Annotated in this window: 14 protein-coding genes and 1 tRNA gene; 7 read left to right on the forward strand and 8 right to left on the reverse strand. The window is 68.9% G+C overall.

Going from position 1 to position 18,141, the window contains the following annotated elements; translation table 11 throughout:
* Positions 1–78: 78 nt before the first annotated feature.
* Positions 79–282: a heavy-metal-associated domain-containing protein gene (locus CP970_RS05250; RefSeq protein WP_224058234.1), complete on the reverse strand. Its 204-nt coding sequence runs from the start codon at positions 280–282 to the stop codon at positions 79–81.
* Between the two features lie 183 nt (positions 283–465).
* Here CP970_RS05250 and CP970_RS05255 point away from each other — a divergent pair, with 183 nt between their 5' ends.
* Entirely contained in the window at positions 466–873 is a 408-nt protein-coding gene (locus tag CP970_RS05255; RefSeq protein WP_055549530.1) for a nuclear transport factor 2 family protein, read from the forward strand.
* Between the two features lie 89 nt (positions 874–962).
* Here CP970_RS05255 and CP970_RS05260 read toward each other — a convergent pair.
* A tRNA-Leu gene (locus CP970_RS05260) sits at positions 963–1,050 on the reverse strand.
* A gap of 138 nt (positions 1,051–1,188) precedes the next feature.
* On the opposite strand from CP970_RS05260, the gene CP970_RS05265 reads away from it, so the two are divergent.
* Positions 1,189–2,532: a DUF2254 domain-containing protein gene (locus tag CP970_RS05265; RefSeq protein ID WP_107098983.1), complete on the forward strand. Its 1,344-nt coding sequence runs from the start codon at positions 1,189–1,191 to the stop codon at positions 2,530–2,532.
* A 48-nt stretch (positions 2,533–2,580) separates the two neighbouring features.
* Here the strand turns inward: CP970_RS05265 and CP970_RS05270 are convergent, their stop codons facing one another.
* Genes CP970_RS05270 through sucC form a run of 3 tightly spaced genes read right to left on the reverse strand, consistent with a single transcriptional unit; the run spans position 2,581 to position 6,205 of the window.
* Positions 2,581–4,152 (reverse strand): aldehyde dehydrogenase family protein, encoded by a 1,572-nt coding sequence (locus CP970_RS05270; RefSeq protein WP_055549526.1) that lies wholly within the window; start codon positions 4,150–4,152, stop codon positions 2,581–2,583.
* A 43-nt stretch (positions 4,153–4,195) separates the two neighbouring features.
* Entirely contained in the window at positions 4,196–5,068 is an 873-nt protein-coding gene (gene sucD / locus CP970_RS05275) for a succinate--CoA ligase subunit alpha (RefSeq protein ID WP_055549524.1), read from the reverse strand.
* A gap of 12 nt (positions 5,069–5,080) precedes the next feature.
* Positions 5,081–6,205, reverse strand: a complete 1,125-nt coding sequence (gene sucC, locus CP970_RS05280) for an ADP-forming succinate--CoA ligase subunit beta (protein WP_055549522.1) — start codon at positions 6,203–6,205, stop codon at positions 5,081–5,083.
* A gap of 165 nt (positions 6,206–6,370) precedes the next feature.
* Here sucC and CP970_RS05285 point away from each other — a divergent pair, with 165 nt between their 5' ends.
* The 5 genes from CP970_RS05285 (at position 6,371) to CP970_RS05305 (ending at position 14,346) form a co-directional block, all read left to right on the forward strand.
* On the forward strand, positions 6,371–8,056 hold the full coding sequence (locus CP970_RS05285; protein WP_055549520.1) for a thiamine pyrophosphate-binding protein: 1,686 nt from the start codon (positions 6,371–6,373) through the stop codon (positions 8,054–8,056).
* 15 nt (positions 8,057–8,071) lie between these two features.
* On the forward strand, positions 8,072–9,301 hold the full coding sequence (gene frc / locus CP970_RS05290) for a formyl-CoA transferase (RefSeq protein WP_055549518.1): 1,230 nt from the start codon (positions 8,072–8,074) through the stop codon (positions 9,299–9,301).
* Between the two features lie 3 nt (positions 9,302–9,304).
* The gene (locus CP970_RS05295; RefSeq protein ID WP_055549516.1) at positions 9,305–11,458 is read left to right on the forward strand and encodes an acetate--CoA ligase family protein; all 2,154 of its coding nucleotides are present in this window, start codon (positions 9,305–9,307) and stop codon (positions 11,456–11,458) included.
* A gap of 118 nt (positions 11,459–11,576) precedes the next feature.
* Positions 11,577–12,965: an OFA family MFS transporter gene (locus tag CP970_RS05300; RefSeq protein ID WP_055549514.1), complete on the forward strand. Its 1,389-nt coding sequence runs from the start codon at positions 11,577–11,579 to the stop codon at positions 12,963–12,965.
* A 1-nt stretch (position 12,966) separates the two neighbouring features.
* Entirely contained in the window at positions 12,967–14,346 is a 1,380-nt protein-coding gene (locus tag CP970_RS05305) for an OFA family MFS transporter (protein ID WP_055549512.1), read from the forward strand.
* 78 nt (positions 14,347–14,424) lie between these two features.
* Here the strand turns inward: CP970_RS05305 and CP970_RS05310 are convergent, their stop codons facing one another.
* The 3 genes from CP970_RS05310 to eboE form a co-directional block, all read right to left on the reverse strand.
* The gene (locus CP970_RS05310) at positions 14,425–15,462 is read right to left on the reverse strand and encodes a sugar phosphate isomerase/epimerase family protein (protein ID WP_055549510.1); all 1,038 of its coding nucleotides are present in this window, start codon (positions 15,460–15,462) and stop codon (positions 14,425–14,427) included.
* Between the two features lie 136 nt (positions 15,463–15,598).
* Positions 15,599–16,975, reverse strand: coding sequence for a nucleotide pyrophosphatase/phosphodiesterase family protein (locus CP970_RS05315; protein ID WP_055549507.1), 1,377 nt, complete (start codon positions 16,973–16,975; stop codon positions 15,599–15,601).
* A complete protein-coding gene (gene eboE, locus CP970_RS05320) occupies positions 16,972–18,141 on the reverse strand; it encodes a metabolite traffic protein EboE (protein WP_055549505.1) in 1,170 nt (389 codons plus the stop codon). Before eboE ends, CP970_RS05315 begins: the two co-directional genes overlap by 4 nt.

An 18,141-nucleotide genomic window follows, 5' to 3' on the forward strand; every position in this document is an offset into this window, starting at 1 on the left:
GAGGCTGTCGCACCCCTCGACGAACTCGCACCGGGAGCCGTCCGGGCCGGCAACCGACCCGGATCAAAACGCGGCCCCTCAGGCGCGGCCCGCCAATTCATACCCGATGTCGTCGAGGGCCTGGTTGACCGCCCCCTCCTCGAGCTCACGCTCGGAGCCGACGGACACACGACCGCCCTGGACATCGATGTTCACGTCGCGCACCCCATCAAGGCCGGTGAGCACCTCGGTCACGGCAGCGGCACAGTGCCCGCAGACCATGCCCTCGACCAGGTAGGTCACAGTGACGCCCCCTGTCGCGGAAGCTTCACCATGGGGAGTTGCAGGGGAGGCCATGAGCTACTCCTGTCGTCGATACCTCGGTGCACTACACGGACCTGGATACCCTCAACACCACTGGTTCACAAGGAAGTTCGGGTATATACCTAGGGAGGGTATCCGGCCGACAGGAACGAAAGGAACGGCATGCCCGTCGATCTCGGCACCACCCCCGAGGAATTCGCCAGCAACTTCTTCACCTCGTACGCGAAGGAGGTCATCTTCGGGGGCGGGGATCCCGCGCGGAACATCGACCGCTTCTACACCCCGGACTTCGTCCAGGTCACCGACGGCACGGAGACGGACCGAGCGGCACTGGCCGCGCACGCCCCCGCCGCGAGCCAGACCTTCGAGAGCGTCCAGTACACGGTCCACGAGGCCCTGCGGAGCGGCGACACCCTGGCCGTCCGCCTCACCTTCGAGGGATCGCTCAAGGCCGGCGGCACGATCCAGATGGAGTACTACACGTTCGCCGAGCTCGCCGCCGACCGCCGCTTCCAACGGGTCAGCCAAATCACGCGGACACTGAAGAACGACATGACGCCCGCCACCTGAGGCCCACAACCCCGGTCGACGGTCGACGGCGGCCGCGAAACGCAAACGAGTGCTGGCCGAAGATCGGCCAGCACTCGTGCTGTACTGCATGGTGTCCGAGGGGGGACTTGAACCCCCACGCCCGATAAAGGGCACTAGCACCTCAAGCTAGCGCGTCTGCCATTCCGCCACCCGGACCAGGTGTCTGCCGCCCTGGGGTGTTCCCCGTGGCGACATGGACAACAATACCAAGGTTTCGGAGTGCCTTTCACCTGCGTATCCGCCCTTGACCGTGGGCTACGCGGTGGGCCGCGTCACCCCGCCTAGAGTCTCACCATGAGTGACGGGTTGATTACCGGAATGGCCGGGGCGCTGGACGGTGTGAAGGTGCGGCGGCCCCGCGTCCTGTCCCCGCTGCGCGAGCATCTGCGGGACACCATGTGGTTCGCGCCGACGGCGGGGCTCGTGGGGATCATGATCCTCTGGCTGCTCGCGGCGCAGCTGGACACGCAGCTCGTGGACGCGCTGCGGACCGACGAGGACTACGACACGATCAAGGACCTGATCGGCATCGCGGACGACGCGAAGGCTGTGATCAGCACCATCGGCAGCGCGATGATGACCTTCATCGGTGTCGTCTTCAGCATCTCGCTGGTGGCCGTGCAGATGGCCAGCGGCCAGTTCAGCCCCCGGGTGGTGCGGCTCTACGTCCGGTCGCGGATCACCAAGGCCACCCTGACGGTCTTCATGGCGACGTTCCTGTTCTCCCTGCTGACGCTGACGTCGTTCGACAGCGAGCAGGATCCACGGCTCGTGACGACCGTGCCGCTGATCGAGTCGGTCCTCGCGATGGTCATGGTGCTCCTGAGCCTGCTGCTGTTCGTGGCCTATGTGAACGGGACGGTCCGGATGATGCGGATCGGCTTCGTCATCGACCGGATCGCCCGGGAGTCGTTCCGGGTGGCGGTGAAACAGCCGACCGACCTCCCCGTGGACACCGAACAGCTGGGTCCCGAGACGGCGCGGATCACCCACCACGGCAGGGCGGGCGTGCTGCGCGACGTGAACATCGCGCGGACCGTGCGCGCCGCCCGGCGCCAGGGCGTCGTCCTGCGGCTGATCCCCCGGATCGGCGACTTCGTGGTGCCGGGGACGCCGGTCTTCACGGTGCACGGCGGGGCGGCACCAACGCGGCGCGCCCTGAGCTACACGGTCTCCGTCGGGGTGGAGCGGACCTTCCACCAGGACCTCGCCTTCGGTCTGCGGCAGCTGTCCGACATCGCGCTGCGTGCCCTGTCACCCGCGGTGAACGATCCGACCACCGCCGTACAGGCCCTGGACCGCATCGTGCAGTTCCTCGCGTCGATCGCCCCCTATCCGCTGGGCGCACTCGGCCACCGCGACCGGCGCGGGGAGATGCGCCTCGTGCAGTCGGTGCCGGACTGGACCGCCCTCGTCGATCTCGGGTTCGCCGAGATCCGAGGGTGCGCGGTCGGCAATCCGCAGGTGACGCGGCGCATGGTGGCGGGGCTCGACGACCTGCTGCTGCTCGCCCCCGCCGAGCGCCGCGAGCCACTGCTACGCCACCGGGAGCTCCTCGCGCAGGCCGTGGAACGCTCGGTCCCGGAAGCCGCGGACCGCACGTTCGCGCTCCTGCCGGACCGCCAGGGCATCGGCTGAGCCCTGACGGACCAGGCAGGAGGGACCGGGGCCCCTTACGTCACGACGTCACGCCATGAGGTGGTAGCTCGGGAAGTTCCCGGGCGCCCGCTCCCCCGCCGAGCCCTGCGTGACGGCGCGCACCAGGAGCTCGCCGCCGACGAAGGCACCGCGCCAGGACGCGCCGAAGCCGCCGAAGAGCTCATCGCGGTCACCGCGCGAGCGCGGCTTTCCCCTGCCCGTCTTGAACGCCCGGATCTGGGGCGCGAGGCGTTCGTACGTCGCCGGGTCGTCGGTGGAGAGCGTGGCGACGAGCGCGCCGTTCGACGCGTTCATGGCGGCGAGCAGCTCGGCCTCCGTGTCGACCAGGACGATCGTGTCGACCGGGCCGAACGGCTCCGCGTGGTGCAGCGGGGAGGACGGTGGCGGGTTGAGGAGAGTGACGGGATGGACGTACGCGCCGGTGTCCTGGCCGGGCAGGAAGCGGCCCTTCGCCGTTTCGCCCCGGTGGAGCGGGACGGCGCCCCGGTCGACGGCCTGGGTGACCTGGTCGGTGAGCTCCTTGGCCTTGGCCGCGTTGATGAGCGGGCCGAAGTCGAGTTCGGGGAAGGTGTCGTCGGGCTGGGCGACGGCGAGCGGATGCCCCACGCGTACGGTACGGACCGCCGGGAGGTACGCCCCGAGGAACTCGTCGAACAGCGCGCGCTGCACGACGAAGCGCGGGTACGCGGTGCAGCGCTGCTTGCCGTAGTCGAAGAGCTTGGGGACGACGGCGCCGAGCGCGTCCCAGTCGCTGTAGTTCCAGATGCCCCAGGTGTTGAGTCCTTCCTGTTCGAGGATGTGCCGCTTGCCGAGGTCGGCGACGGCCGTGGCCACCGCCGCGCCCGTGTCACGGCCGCCGACGAAGGAGACGCAGCCGATCTCGGGCGCGCGCACGAGTGCTTCGGACAGCTCGCCGCCGCTGCCGCTGACGAGGGTGAGGGGCACTCCTTCGCGGGCGGCGAGGGCGCACGCGAGGGTGAGGCAGGCGACGCCGCCGTCGGTCGGGGTCTTGGCGATGACCGCGTTTCCTGCCAATGCCTGTACCAGCATGGTGTGAACGAGCACGCTCATCGGATAGTTCCAGCTCGCGATGTTCGAGACGGGACCTTCGAGCGGTGCCCTGCCCTCGACCATGGCATCGATGCCGTCGACGTACCAGCGCACGCCGTCGATGGCCCGGTCGACGTCGGCCTGCGCGAGGCGCCACGTCTTGCCGATCTCCCAGACGAGGAGGAGTGCGAGCAACTCCCGGTGCTGGGTGAGGGAGTCGAGGGTCGCCGCGACGCGGGCACGCCGTTCGGGCAGGGCGAGGTGGCGCCAGGCGCGGTGCTGGTCCAGTGCGGCGCGTACGGCTTGGCGGGCGGTGCCCGCGTCGAGCCGCGGCGGGCCCGCGATGGGGGTGCCGTCGACGGGGTTGGTGGCGGGCAAGGGCCTGCCGTCGGCCTGCCAGGTGCCGTTCCAGAGGTTCAGGACGCGGTCGTCGCGGAAGGCCTCGGGCGCCGTCGTGAGACAGCGCTGCCAGGCGTCGGTCCAGGCGGTGCCTGCCTTGAGGACGAGTGCGTCGCCCGCGGCTTCGCGGGAGGTGCTGAGGGATGTCATCTGGTGGTCTCCGCTCACGGTGCACGGTCGGGGCGGGAAGGAATCACAGGAGGCCGAGCACCAACCGCGCCGTCTCGGTCGGGGTGTTGCCCACGCGTACGCCGACGGCCTCCAGAGCGGCCTTCTTGGCCTGCGCGGTGCCGGAGGAGCCGGAGACGATCGCGCCCGCGTGGCCCATCGTCTTGCCCTCGGGCGCGGTGAACCCGGCGATGTAGGCGACGACGGGCTTGGTGACGGATTCCTTGATGTACGCGGCGGCGCGTTCCTCGGCGTCGCCGCCGATCTCACCGATGAGGACGATCAGTTCGGTGTCGGGGTCGTCCTCGAAGGCGGCGAGGCAGTCGATGTGCGTGGTGCCGATGACGGGGTCGCCGCCGATGCCGACGCAGGTGGAGAAGCCGATGTCGCGCAGCTCGTACATGAGTTGGTAGGTGAGCGTGCCGGACTTGGAGACGAGGCCGACGCGGCCCGGCTTGGTGATGTCGGCAGGGATGATGCCCGCGTTGGACTGGCCGGGCGTGATCAAACCGGGACAGTTGGGCCCGATGACGCGGGTGCCGCGCTCCTTCGCGTACGAGAGGAAGGCGACGGAGTCGTGGACGGGGACGCCCTCGGTGATGACGACGGCGAGCCCGATGCCCGCGTCGGCGGCCTCGACGACGGCCGCCTTGGTGAAGGCGGGCGGCACGAAGACGACCGTGACGTCTGCTCCCGTGGCGTCGATGCCCTCGCGCACGGAGCCGAAGACGGGGACGGCACGGTCGTCGAAGTCGACGCTGCGGCCCGCCTTGCGGGGGTTGACGCCGCCGACGACGTCGGTGCCCGCGGCGAGCATGCGGCGGGTGTGCTTCATGCCCTCGGCGCCGGTCATGCCCTGGACGAGGACCTTGCTCTCCTTGGTGAGGTGGATCGCCATGACGGTCCTTCCCTAGTGGGCGAGTTCGGCGGCGCGCCGTGCGGCGCCGTCCATGGTGGTGGCCTGCTGGACGAGGGGGTGGGCGCGGGCGTCGAGGATGGCGCGGCCGCGCACCGCGTTGTTGCCGTCGAGGCGGACGACAAGGGGTTTGGTCAGCCGTACCGATTCCAGGGCCTGGACGATGCCGTCGGCGACGGCGTCGCAGGCGGTGATGCCACCGAAGACGTTCACGAAGACGGCGGTGACCGAGGGGTCGGAGAGGATCACGGAGAGGCCGTCGGCCATGATCTGGGCCGAGGCGCCTCCTCCTATGTCGAGGAAGTTGGCGGGGCGGGCGCCGCAGCCCGCGACGACGTCGAGGGTCGACATGACGAGCCCCGCGCCGTTGCCGATGATGCCGACGTCGCCGTCGAGCTTCACGTAGTTGAGTCCCTTGGCCGCGGCCGTGGCTTCCAGCTCCTCGTCGTACGTCTCGCGCTCCGCGCCCCAGCGTTCCTGTCGGAAGCGCGCGTTGTCGTCGAGCGTGATCTTGCCGTCGAGGGCGAGGATCTCCCCCTGGGTGGTCCGCACGAGCGGGTTGACCTCCACCAGGAGGGCGTCTTCACGGATCAGAACGCGCCAGAGTTTGACCAGAGTGTCCGCTGCGTCGGCAGGGAGTCCGGCGGCGGCCGCGATCTCGGCGGCCCTCGTCGGCGTCACTCCTTCCACCGGGTCGATCGCCAGGCGCGCCACGGCCTCGGGGCGCTCGGCCGCCACCTCCTCTATCTCCATGCCTCCCTCGGCCGAGGCGATCGCGAGGAAACACCCCGCGGCGCGGTCCAGCACGTAGGAGACGTAGAACTCGGCTTCGATGTCGACGGGTTGGGCCACCATCACCGAGCGCACGGTGTGGCCCTTGATGTCCATGCCGAGGATCTGCCGTGCCGTGATGTGGGCGGCCGCGGGATCCGCGGCGAGCTTCACGCCGCCTGCCTTGCCGCGTCCACCGGTCTTGACCTGGGCCTTTACGACGACTCGGCCTCCGAGGCGAGCCGCGGCCACGCGGGCCTCCTCGGCCGTGTCGACGACCTCGGCGCGCGGCACCAAGATGCCGTGCTCTTCGAAGAGTTGCCTTGCCTGGTGTTCGAACAGGTCCATTTCGGCTCCTGACTAAAAGTGCCGCACGCCCCCTGGACACCACTCAACGGATGCGGGATAACAAGCTTCATACAGTATTCGTCGACTGTATGCAATCTACCGCGAGAGCACTCCGCGAACGTGCGAGCGCACTCCAACTCCCCTACGAAGGGACAGGACTTCGCCATGCCCGACGACAACAGCCAGAACCACATCTCCGGTGGGCACCTGGTCGCCAAAGCACTCAAAGCGGAGGGCGTGGAGGTCATCTACACCCTCTGCGGCGGCCACATCATCGACATCTACGACGGCTGCGTCGACGAGGGCATCGACGTCGTCGACGTACGCCATGAACAGGTCGCGGCCCACGCGGCCGACGGCTACGCGCGCATCACGGGCAAGCCGGGCTGTGCGGTGGTGACGGCGGGACCCGGCACGACCGACGCCGTCACCGGTGTCGCCAACGCCTTCCGCGCCGAGTCCCCCATGCTGCTGATCGGCGGCCAAGGGGCCCACACCCAGCACAAGATGGGCTCCCTCCAGGACCTGCCGCACGTCGACATGATGACGCCGATCACCAAGTTCGCGGCGACCGTGCCGGACACGGCCCGCGCGGCGGACATGGTGTCGATGGCGTTCCGCGAGTGCTACCACGGCGCTCCGGGCCCTTCCTTCCTGGAGATACCCCGCGACGTCCTCGACGCCAAGGTGCCGGTCGACAAGGCCCGTGTCCCCCAGGCCGGGCAGTACCGCGCGTCGACCCGCTCGGCGGGCGACCCCGAGGCCGTCGAGAAGCTCGCCGACCTCCTCGTGCACGCGGAGAAGCCGGCGATCCTGCTCGGCAGCCAGGTGTGGACGACCCGCGGCACCGAAGCCGCCGTCGACCTCGTACGCACCCTCAACGTGCCCGCCTACATGAACGGCGCCGGGCGCGGCACCCTGCCGCCAGGGGACCCGCACCACTTCCAGCTCTCGCGGCGCTACGCCTTCTCCAACGCCGACCTCATCGTCATCGTGGGCACCCCCTTCGACTTCCGCATGGGATACGGAAAACGGCTCTCTCCGGACGCCACCGTCGTCCAGATCGACCTCGACTACCGCACCGTCGGCAAGAACAGGGACATCGATCTGGGCATCGTCGGAGACGCCGGGCTCATCCTCAAGTCGGTGACCGAGGCCGCGTCCGGACGTCTCAACGGAGGGGCGTCCCAGCGCAAGGAGTGGCTCGACGAGCTGCGCGCCGCCGAACAGATCGCCATCGAGAAGCGGCTCCCGAGCCTGCGCTCCGACGCCTCACCCATCCACCCGTACCGCCTGGTCAGCGAAATCAACGACTTCCTTACCGAAGACTCCATCTACATCGGCGACGGCGGCGACATCGTCACCTTCTCCGGACAGGTCGTCCAGCCCAAGTCGCCGGGACACTGGATGGACCCGGGACCGCTCGGCACGCTCGGCGTCGGCATCCCCTTCGTGCTCGCCGCGAAGCAGGCACGGCCCGACAAGGAAGTGGTGGCCCTCTTCGGAGACGGCGCCTTCAGCCTCACCGGCTGGGACTTCGAGACCCTGGTGCGCTACGACCTGCCCTTCGTCGGGATCGTCGGCAACAACTCCTCGATGAACCAGATCCGTTACGGCCAGAAGGCCAAGTACGGCGAGCAACGCGAGCGGGTCGGCAACACCCTCGGCGACGTCCACTACGACAAGTTCGCCCAGATGCTCGGCGGCCACGGCGAAGAGGTCCGCGACCCCGCCGACATCGGCCCCGCGCTGCGCCGCGCACGCGAGTCCGGCAAGCCCTCGCTCATCAACGTCTGGGTCGACCCGGACGCGTACGCCCCCGGAACCATGAACCAGACCATGTACAAGTGAGGAGCCCTGACGGCCATGACCAAGGCTCTTGAAGGCATCCGCGTCCTCGACATGACGCACGTCCAGTCCGGCCCCTCGGCCACCCAGCTGCTCGCCTGGCTCGGCGCGGATGTGGTGAAGCTGGAGGCGCCGTCCGGGGACATCACGCGCAAACAGCTGCGCGACCTCCCCGACGTCGACTCGCTGTACTTCACGATGCTCAACTGCAACAAGCGGAGCATCACCCTCAACACCAAGACCGAGCGCGGCAAGGAGCTCCTCACCGAGCTGATCCGGCGCTCCGACGTGATGGTCGAGAACTTCGGCCCGGGCGCCGTGGACCGGATGGGCTTCACCTGGGACCGCATCCAGGAGATCAACCCGCGCATCGTCTACGCCTCGATCAAGGGCTTCGGAGACGGCCCCTACACGAATTTCAAGGCCTACGAAGTGGTCGCCCAGGCCATGGGCGGCTCCATGTCGACCACGGGCTTCGAGGACGGTCCACCGCTCGCCACCGGTGCCCAGATCGGTGACTCCGGAACGGGCATCCACGCCGTGGCCGGCATCCTCGCCGCCCTCTTCCAGCGCGAGAACACCGGCCGCGGACAGCGCGTGAACGTGGCCATGCAGCACGCCGTGCTCAACCTGTGCCGGGTCAAGCTGCGCGACCAGCAGCGGCTCGCGCACGGACCGCTCGCCGAGTACCCGAACGAGGACTTCGGTGACGAGGTCCCCCGCTCCGGCAACGCCTCCGGCGGCGGGCAGCCCGGATGGGCCGTCAAGTGCGCTCCCGGCGGCCCCAACGACTACGTGTACGTCATCGTGCAGCCCGTGGGCTGGCAGCCGATCACCGAGCTCATCGGGCGCCCGGAACTGTCGGACGACCCCGACTGGGCGACTCCGGAGGCGCGCCTTCCCAAGCTCGGCAAGATGTTCCAGCTGATCGAGGAGTGGTCCTCGACGCTGCCCAAGTGGGACGTCCTGGAGCGGCTCAACGCCCACAACATCCCGTGCGGTCCGATCCTCTCCACCAAGGAGATCATCGAGGACGCCTCGCTGGTCGCCAACGAGATGGTTGTCGAGGTCCCCCACCCCGAACGCGGCACGTTCACCACCGTCGGCTCCCCGCTGAAGCTCTCCGACTCCCCCGTGGACGTGATCAGTTCGCCGCTGCTCGGCGAGCACAACGCGGAGGTGTTCATCGGGGAGCTCGGCCTCGGCGACGAGGAACTGCGCCTGCTCAAGTCGAACGGAGTGATCTGATTGATGGCCGAAGACCGCGTGCTGCGGGTGCGTACGCTCCTCGACTCGGTGCGCGCCGAGGGACGCACGTCCCTGACGGCCCCCGAGGGCAAGGTGATCGCGGACGCCTACGGAATCGCCGTACCGGGCGAGGAGCTGGCGGCCGATGTCGAGGAGGCCGTGGCGCACGCCGCCCGCTTCGACGGTCCTGTCGTCATGAAGATCGTCTCCCCCGACATCCTGCACAAGACCGACGCGGGCGGCGTGGTGGTCGGCGTGGAGGGCCCGGCCGACGTGCGGGCGGCCTTCTGTCGGATCGTCGAGAACGCCCGCGCATACGCCCCACAGGCCCGCATCGAGGGCGTACAGGTGCAGGAGCTCCTGCCGAGCGGTCCCTCGACTCAGGAGGTCATCGTCGGGGCGGTGACGGACCCCACCTTCGGGAAGGTCGTCGCCTTCGGACTCGGCGGCGTCCTCGTGGAGGTCCTCAAGGACGTCACGTTCCGTCTCGCGCCCGTCGACGCCGACGAGGCCCTCTCGATGCTCGACTCGATCCGGGCCGCGGAGATCCTTCGGGGGGTGCGCGGTGCGGCGCCGGTGGACCGGTGGGCGATCGCCGAACAGATCCGCCGGGTCTCCCAACTGGTCACCGATTTCCCCGAGATCGCCGAGGTGGACCTCAACCCGGTGATCGCCACTCCGCAGAGCGCGATCGCGGCGGACATCCGGATCATCCTCTCCGAAAGCGCCCCGAAACCCCGGCGCACCTACACGCGCGCGCAGATGCTCGCCTCGATGCGCCGCCTGATGCAGCCCCGCTCCGTCGCCGTCATCGGCGCCTCCAACGAGCAGGGCAAGATCGGCAATTCGGTGATGCGCAACCTCATCGACGGCGGCTTCTCCGGAGAGATCCATCCGGTGAACCCCAGGGCCGATGACATCTTGGGCCGCAAGGCGTACAAGAGTGTCACGGACGTTCCCGGTGAGGTGGATGTGGCGGTCTTCGCGATCCCCGCCAAGTTCGTGGCCTCAGCCCTGGAAGAAGTGGGCCGCAAGGGCATACCCAACGCGGTACTGATCCCCTCGGGCTTCGCGGAGACGGGCGAACACGCCCTCCAGGAAGAGATCGTGGCGATCGGCGAGCGGCACGGAGTGCGGCTGCTCGGCCCGAACATCTACGGCTACTACTCGACGTGGCATGACCTGTGCGCCACGTTCTGCACGCCCTACGACGTGAAGGGCGGGGTCGCCCTCACCAGCCAGTCGGGCGGCATCGGGATGGCCATCCTCGGTTTCGCGCGCACTACGAAGACGGGTGTTTCCGCGATCGTCGGGCTCGGCAACAAGTCGGACCTGGACGAGGACGACCTGCTCACCTGGTTCGGCGAGGACCCCAACACCCAGTGCATCGCCATGCACCTGGAGGACCTCAAGGACGGCCGCGCCTTCGTGGAGGCCGCCCGGGCGACCGTTCCGAAGAAGCCGGTCGTGGTCCTCAAGGCGGGGCGCACGGCGGCGGGCGCGAAGGCCGCGGGATCACACACGGGCGCCCTGGCGGGCGACGACGCCGTGTACGACGACATCCTGAAGCAGGCAGGTGTGATCCGCGCGCCCGGGCTCAACGAAATGCTGGAGTACGCGCGCGCGTTGCCGGTCCTGCCCACTCCCCAGGGCGACGACATCGTCATCATCACGGGCGCGGGCGGCTCGGGCGTGCTGCTCTCCGACGCGGTGACCGACAACGGTCTGCGGCTGATGGACATCCCCGAGGACCTGGACGCGGCCTTCAAGGCGTTCATCCCTCCGTTCGGGGCCGCGGGCAATCCCGTGGACATCACCGGGGGCGAGCCTCCCTCGACGTACGAGGCGACGATCAGGCTCGGCCTGGAGGATCCGCGCATCCACGCCCTGGTCCTCGGCTACTGGCACACGATCGTCACCCCTCCCATGGTCTTCGCCGAGCTCACGGCCCGCGTGATCGCGGAGTTCCGCGAGCGCGGCATCGAGAAGCCCGTGGTGGCGTCCCTCGCGGGCGACGTCGAGGTGGAGGAGGCCTGCCAGTACCTCTTCGAGCGGGGCGTCGTGGCGTACCCGTACACGACGGAGAAGCCGGTCGCCGCGCTCGGCGCGAAGTACCGGTGGGCCAGGGCCGCGGGGCTGTTGGGGGGCGATCGATGAGGTGACCGATGCGGGGTCGGCCGACGGTGCGCGTCGGCCGACCCGGAACCCGCGCGCGCATGAAGGAACGGACAGGGGGCGCTGGCCGGCTCATTCGACGCAAGGGGTGCGACAACACATGACAACCACCGACCTCACGGCTCCCGTCCACTTCAGAGAGGTGACGGACCGCAACGGCCGTCTGTACCGGATCGGCGAGACCGACCGGGACATCATGGGGCGACCACGATGGACCATGGTGCTCTTCCCATGGATGGGCATGATGGGCATCAGCTCGTCGGAGTACGCGTTCACCTCCGCCGAGGACACCCTGCACGACGCGCACCTTTGGAACAGCGGGCACATCTTCTGGCTGATGGGCGTCTGGATCTTCTTCCAGGCCGCTGTCGCCTTCCCCGCGGGGCAGCTGCGGGAGAGCGGGCGGCTGCCCGCACGGTACGCGATGCTCCTCGGAGCGCTCGGCACGGTCCTCGGCTATGTCTCGCTCGCTTATGCGCCGCATGTGACGTTCGCCTATATCGGATTCGGCATGTTCAGCGGCATCGGCGCCGGTCTCGTCTACGCGACCTGCGTGAACATGGTCGGCAAGTGGTACCCCGAGCGCAAGGGCGGCAAGACCGGCATGGTCAACGGCGGCTTCGCCTATGGCTCCGTGCCCTTCGTCTTCCTCTTCACCTCGTACATGGATCTGAGCAACTACCAAGGCGTGCTGGTCTCCGTCGGCGTCCTGTGCGCGCTGGTCGTGGCCGTCGCGGGCTGGTTCTTCAAGGACCCGCCCAAGGGATGGTGGCCCTCACACGTCGACCCGCTGAAGGTGTCGCAGGACCCTCGCATCCGGCGGGCCCTCGAGAAGAACCCACCCGCCGTCAAGCAGTACACCCCCAAGGAGGCCGCCCACACCCCTGTGCTCTGGATGATGTGGTTCTGTCTGCTCTGCACGGCGGGGATCAATATCTTCGGGATCGCCTTTCAAGTGCCCTTCGGCAAGGACATGGGGTTCGCGGGCGGAATCGTGGCCACGGCGATGTCCCTGAAGGCGATCGTCAATGGCACGGGGCGCGGCGTGATCGGCTGGATCTCCGACCGCTACGGCCGCCGCAACACCCTCGTCATCGTCTGCGTCGTCCTGGGCTCCGCCCAGTTCGGCGTGCTGATCTCCGGGTCCATGGGGAGCATGCCGTTCTTCCTCTTCTGCTCCATGGTCTCCGGCTTCGGCGGCGGCGCGATCTTCCCCCTGTTCGCGGCCATGACGGCCGACTACTTCGGTGAGAACAACAACGCCACCAACTACGGAATGGTCTACAGCTCGAAGTTGATCTCGGGCCTGGTCGGCTCCGGCGTAGGAGGCGTGGTGGTCAACGCCTGGGACTACGAAGGCGCGTTCGTGATCGCCGGTTCCATCGGTCTCGCCTCGGCCGTACTCGCACTCTTCCTGAAGTCTCCGGGCAGGCCACGGGCCCGGCACATCGCACCCAACCCGCACCCGATCGGTGAGGAGATGGCTTGACATGACGGCGGAGCCCATCGCCGCACGACACGCGTCGGCAGACCCCGACGCGACGTACCGAGAAGTCACGGACGCGCGCGGTCGCGTCTACCGCATCGGCGAGAGCGACCGGGAGATCCTCGGCCGCCCACGCTGGACCATGGTGGCGCTGCCCTGGGCCGCCATGCTCGCCATCAGCGTCTTCGAGTACGCCTTCGGAGCGGCCGAGAACACCCTGTCGGCGGCCCACCACTGGACGTCGTCGAACACCTTCTGGGTGCTCAGCGTCTGGATCTTCTTCCAGGCCGCGGTCTCCTTCCCCGCGGGAAAGCTGCGCGAGAAGGGCATCCTGACCAGCAGAGCGGCGATGCTGACGGGCTCGGTCCTCTCGCTGCTCGGCTTCGTCAGCCTCAGCCACGCGCCGAACGTGGCGGCGGCGATGGCGGGCTTCGGCCTGCTGGGCGGCGTCGGATCCGGACTGATCTATTCGACCTGCGTGAACATGGTCGGCAAGTGGTATCCGGAGCGGCGCGGCGGCAAGACGGGCTTCGTCAACGGAGCCTTCGCCTACGGAGCGGTGCCCTTCATCTTCCTGTTCTCGTACGGCTTCGACACGTCCAACTACCGGACCGTGCTCGATCTCGTCGGCTTCTACGTGCTCGCCGTGACCCTGGTGGCGGGCCTCTTCTTCAAGGATCCGCCGAAGAACTGGTGGCCCTCCGAAGTCGACCCGTTGCGGCTCGACGGTGACCCGCGCACAGCCGTGGCACTGGCCAAGAACCCGCCCGCCGCACGGCAGTTCACTCCGGGAGAGGCTCTGCGCACCGGAGTGGTCCCTTTGATGTGGGTGTGCATGCTGTGCTGCGCGGGCGTCTCGATCTTCGGGATCTCCTTCCAGGTGCCGTTCGCGAAGGAGATGGGCTTCGGCCCGCTCATCGCGGCGTCGTCGATGGGCGTGATGTCGGTGATCAACGGCACGGGGCGCGGTGTGGTCGGCTGGCTCTCGGACCGGCTCGGCAGACAGCGGACCCTGACCTACGTCTGCCTGGTGCTCGCGGTGGCACAGTTCGGCGTGCTGTGGGCGGGCGAGATCGGCAACCAGCCGCTGTTCCTGTTCTTCGCCTTCCTCTCCGGCTTCTCGGGGGGCGCGTTCTACCCGCTGTTCACGGCGCTCGTACCGGACTACTTCGGAGAGAACAACAACGCCTCCAACTACGGCATGGTCTACAGCGCGAAGCTGGTCTCCGGCCTGTTCGGCGGCGGCATGGGCGCCATGGTCGTGGACTCCTGGGGGTACATCGGCGCCTATACGACGGCCGGTGTGGTGTCGCTGGTCGCGGCGGGCCTCTCCTTGCTGCTGCGGCAACCGGGCGCGCCACGCGCGCGTGGCGCGCTGGCCTAGCGTCCGCGCTCCCCGGTACTCCCCGATACGGGATGGGGCCCTTCCACCGAGCGGTGGAAGGGCCCCATCCCTGTGCGGTCAGTCGCCGCAGCGACCGGTGCGCAGCGAGTGCAGGTGCTCGCTCGACTTGCGGGCGAAGGCGTAGGACTCGACCGGGTTGTCGTGCTCGGTCTGCCAGTGGTGGTAGCGCCTGCCGTGGTGGGTGCGGGCGGTCACCTTCGACAGGAACTTCTTGTAGTCGATGTCGCCGTCCCCGACGTCCGACATGCGGTAGCCGTCGCGAGTGCTTTCGTCGCGGACACCGTCCTTGACGTGGAACAGCGGATAGCGGTGCGGCTGCTTGAGCACGTAGTCGAGCGGTTCGAAGGGGGCCGGGGTGCCGTCGGGCCGCTTGCCGAAGCGGAACTGGGCGCAGAAGGCCCAGTAGATGTCCATCTCCAGGTACACGGCATCGGGGTCGGTCTCGGCGAGCAGCACGTCGTAGAGGCGGACGTTCGGCTTGTCGGTGGCGAAGGAGAACTCCTCGGCGTGGTTGTGCTGGTAGAACTTCATGCCCCGCTTGCGTGCCGCTTCGCCATAGGTGTTGAAGTCCTCGGCCGCGCGCTTCCATCCGTCGACGGTCGAGCCGTAGCGGAAGGGGCCCGACGCGGTGCCGATGTGCTTGAGGCCGAGGGCTTCGGCGTCGTCGAGGACCTTGGTCAGGTTCTGCGCGAAGGTGTACGCGTTGGGGTTGTTGTCGTCGTAATAGCCGACGTGCGAGCCGATGGGGTGCAGTCCGTGGTCGCGGGCCAGCCTCTTGAGCTGGGCGAGGGTGATGGCGCCCGCGGAGCCCTGGGTGTATCCGGCGAACTCGATCTCGTCGTATCCGTACGCCTCCAACTCGGCGAAGACCGGGCCGAATCCGGCGGTGGAGACCTTGTCGCGGAGGCTGTAGAGCTGGATGCCGAGGCGGCCGGGCGGCAGGACGGGGCCACCGCGGCCCTTGCCCGCGGCGGCGGCCGGTGTGGTCGCGCCGATGAGCGCCGCGGCGGTGGCTCCCGCGGCCACGCCGAGCATGCCGCGTCGGCTGAGTCTGGACGCGAGTTCGGGGTCGGCGGGGGTGTGCTTGCGGCTCATGCGTTCTCCCAGGGTCACATCAGGGATGGGTTCGAGTAACGGATCAGGGATCACTCGGGGTCGGGCCCTGATGTCAGGGCCCGAGCGGGATGGTTCAGTGGAGATCAAGCAGATTCAGCGGCGCGGGCCATCGAGATCAGTGCAGACCCGCGAGCTGGAGCAACAGCGATTTCACTTCGGTGGCCGCGACACGGCCGCTTACGGCGCGGGGGGTGGAGCACAAGATGAGCGGACTGTCGTCCTCGCTCGTGGGGAGGCGGCCATGGCTGCCGCGAATAGGTGACGGATCCAGCGGCACGACCGCCATGCGGTAGCGCATGCCGAGCTTCTTGCGGGCCAGCGCGCTCGCGGCCTTCACCCGGACGTAGGGGTCCTGGGGGTCCATGAAGAGCTCGACGGGGTCGTAGCCGGGTTTGCGGTGGATCTCGACGAGCTGTGCGAAGTCGGGCGCGCGGGCGTCGTCGAGCCAGTAGTAGTACGTGAACCAGGCGTCCGGCTCCGCGATCGCGACGAGTTCACCGGCGCGCGGATGGTCCAGGTGGTGTGCCTTCTTGCCTTCGTCGTCGAGGAGTTGCTCGATGCCGGGGATGCCTTCGAGGGCGGCGCGGGTGGCGTCGAGGTCCTCGGGGCGCCGCACATAGACATGGGCGATCTGGTGGTCGGCGACGGCGAAGGCACGGGACGCCATCGGGTCGAGGTACTCCATGCCGTCTTGGGTGTGCACCTCGAGCAGGCCCGCGCGACGCAGTGCGCGGTTGATGTCGACGGGCTTGTTCACCCGGGTGATGCCGTACTCGGACAGGGCGACGACGGTGCGGCCCTCGGCCTCGGCGTCATCGAGCAGCGGGGCGAGGGCCGCGTCCAGGTCGGCCGCGGCCTGCGAGGAGCGCGGGTCGTCCGGGCCGAAACGCTGCAGGTCGTAGTCGAGATGAGGGAGGTAGCACAGGGCCAGGTCGGGGTGGCGCGTGGCGAGGATGTGGCGGGTGGCATCGATGATCCAGCGGCTGGACACGAGGTCGGCGCCGGGTCCCCAGAAGTGGAAGAGGGGAAAGGTGCCGAGCTTGTCGGTGAGTTCGTCGTGCAGGGCCGGGGGCCGGGTGTAGCAGTCGGGTTCCTTGCGGCCGTCGGCGTAGTAGACGGGGCGGGGGGTGACGGTGAAGTCGGTGTCGGCGCCCATGGCGTACCACCAGCAGATGTTGGCGACGGTGTAGCCGGGGTGCGCGCGGCGGGCGGCGTCCCACAGCTTGTCGCCGGCGACCAGGCCGTTGTGCTGACGCCACAGGAGGACGTCGCCGAGCTCGCGGAAGTACCAGCCGTTGCCGACGATGCCGTGTTCGGCGGGGGTGGTGCCGGTGAGGAACGTGGACTGGGCGGCGCAGGTGACGGCGGGCAGGACGGTGTCGAGCCGTGCTCTGGCGCCGGACCGGCCAAGGGCCTTGAGGTGCGGCATGTGGTCGAGGAGGCGCGGGGTGAGGCCGACGACGTCCAGGACCAGCAAGGGAGTCGGGGTCATGGCAGTTCCTTCAGGCCGAGGTCCGTGAGCAGGTCACGGGCGAGGGTCAGTTCCGCGGCGATGCCCTCGGCGAGCTGCGGGCGGCCACGCGGGCGCAGTGCGGGCGGCAGCGCCTGCCAGGTGTAGGTCTCGACCTCGAGATGACGGGTCAGCGGACGCGGGCCGCCGACGAGGCGGTTCAGGGTGTCCTGGAGCACGGGGAGCGTGGAGGTGAGCGGTGCGGCGGGGGCCGCGTGCAGGGGGACGTGGAAGTGTGCGCGCCACGGACCGGTGTCGGGCAGTGCGTGGTCGGTGAGTGCTTCTCCGAGGTCGTCGGTGCCGCGCAGCCCGGTGCCGTTGACGGTGCGGGTCTGGTGCAGGAAGCGGGGTTCGTCGAAGGCGGCGAGGGCCTCGCGCACGGCGGGGAGATGGGGGTGTTCGGCGTGCAGGGCGGCGGAGAGCTGCGATTTGACGACGGGGATGCCCGCGGCGGTCAGGGCGTCGAGAGCGGTTCGCGGGTCCTCGAAGGAGGTGGCGAGGTGGCAGGTGTCCACACAGATGCCGATGCGGTCGTGGCCGACCGCGGTGAGGGGGGCGATCGCGTCGGCGGTCGTCTCGACGGTACAGCCGGGCTCCGGTTCGAGACCGATCCGGATGGAGCGTCCGGTCAGCTCGGCGAGTGCGTCCAGGCGTTGGGCGAGCGCGGTGAGAGCGGTGCGGGCCGCCTCGGCCCTGACGGTGTCGAAGGGGGTGCGCCAGGCGAGCGGGAGCGTGGAGATGGTGCCCTCGGTGACGTCGTCGGGGAGCAGGGTCGCGAGCAGCCGCGCCAGGTCGGTGGTGTGGGACAGGCGCTCCGGGTCGGTCCAGTCCGGTTTGTACACGCGGTACTTGACCTCTTCGGCGCCGAAGCCCTCATAGGGAAAGCCGTTGAGCGTGACGACTTCGAGGCCGCGCCGGTCGAGTTCGGTGCGCAGTCCGCGCAGCGCCGCGGGGTCGGTGACCAGGGCGTGTGCGGCGTCCTTGGCGAGCCACAGGCCGATGCCGATGCGGTCCCTGCCGAGGCGTCTGCGCACCGGCTCGCAGTGGTCGCGGAGCTGGGCGATGACTCCGTCGAGGGTCTCCGCGGGGTGCACGTTCGTGCAGTACGCGAGGTGGACGGTGGAGCCGTCGGGGTGCCGGAAGCGCAT

Origin of the sequence: Streptomyces kanamyceticus (assembly GCF_008704495.1) — a bacterium.
Lineage (GTDB): Bacteria > Actinomycetota > Actinomycetes > Streptomycetales > Streptomycetaceae > Streptomyces > Streptomyces kanamyceticus.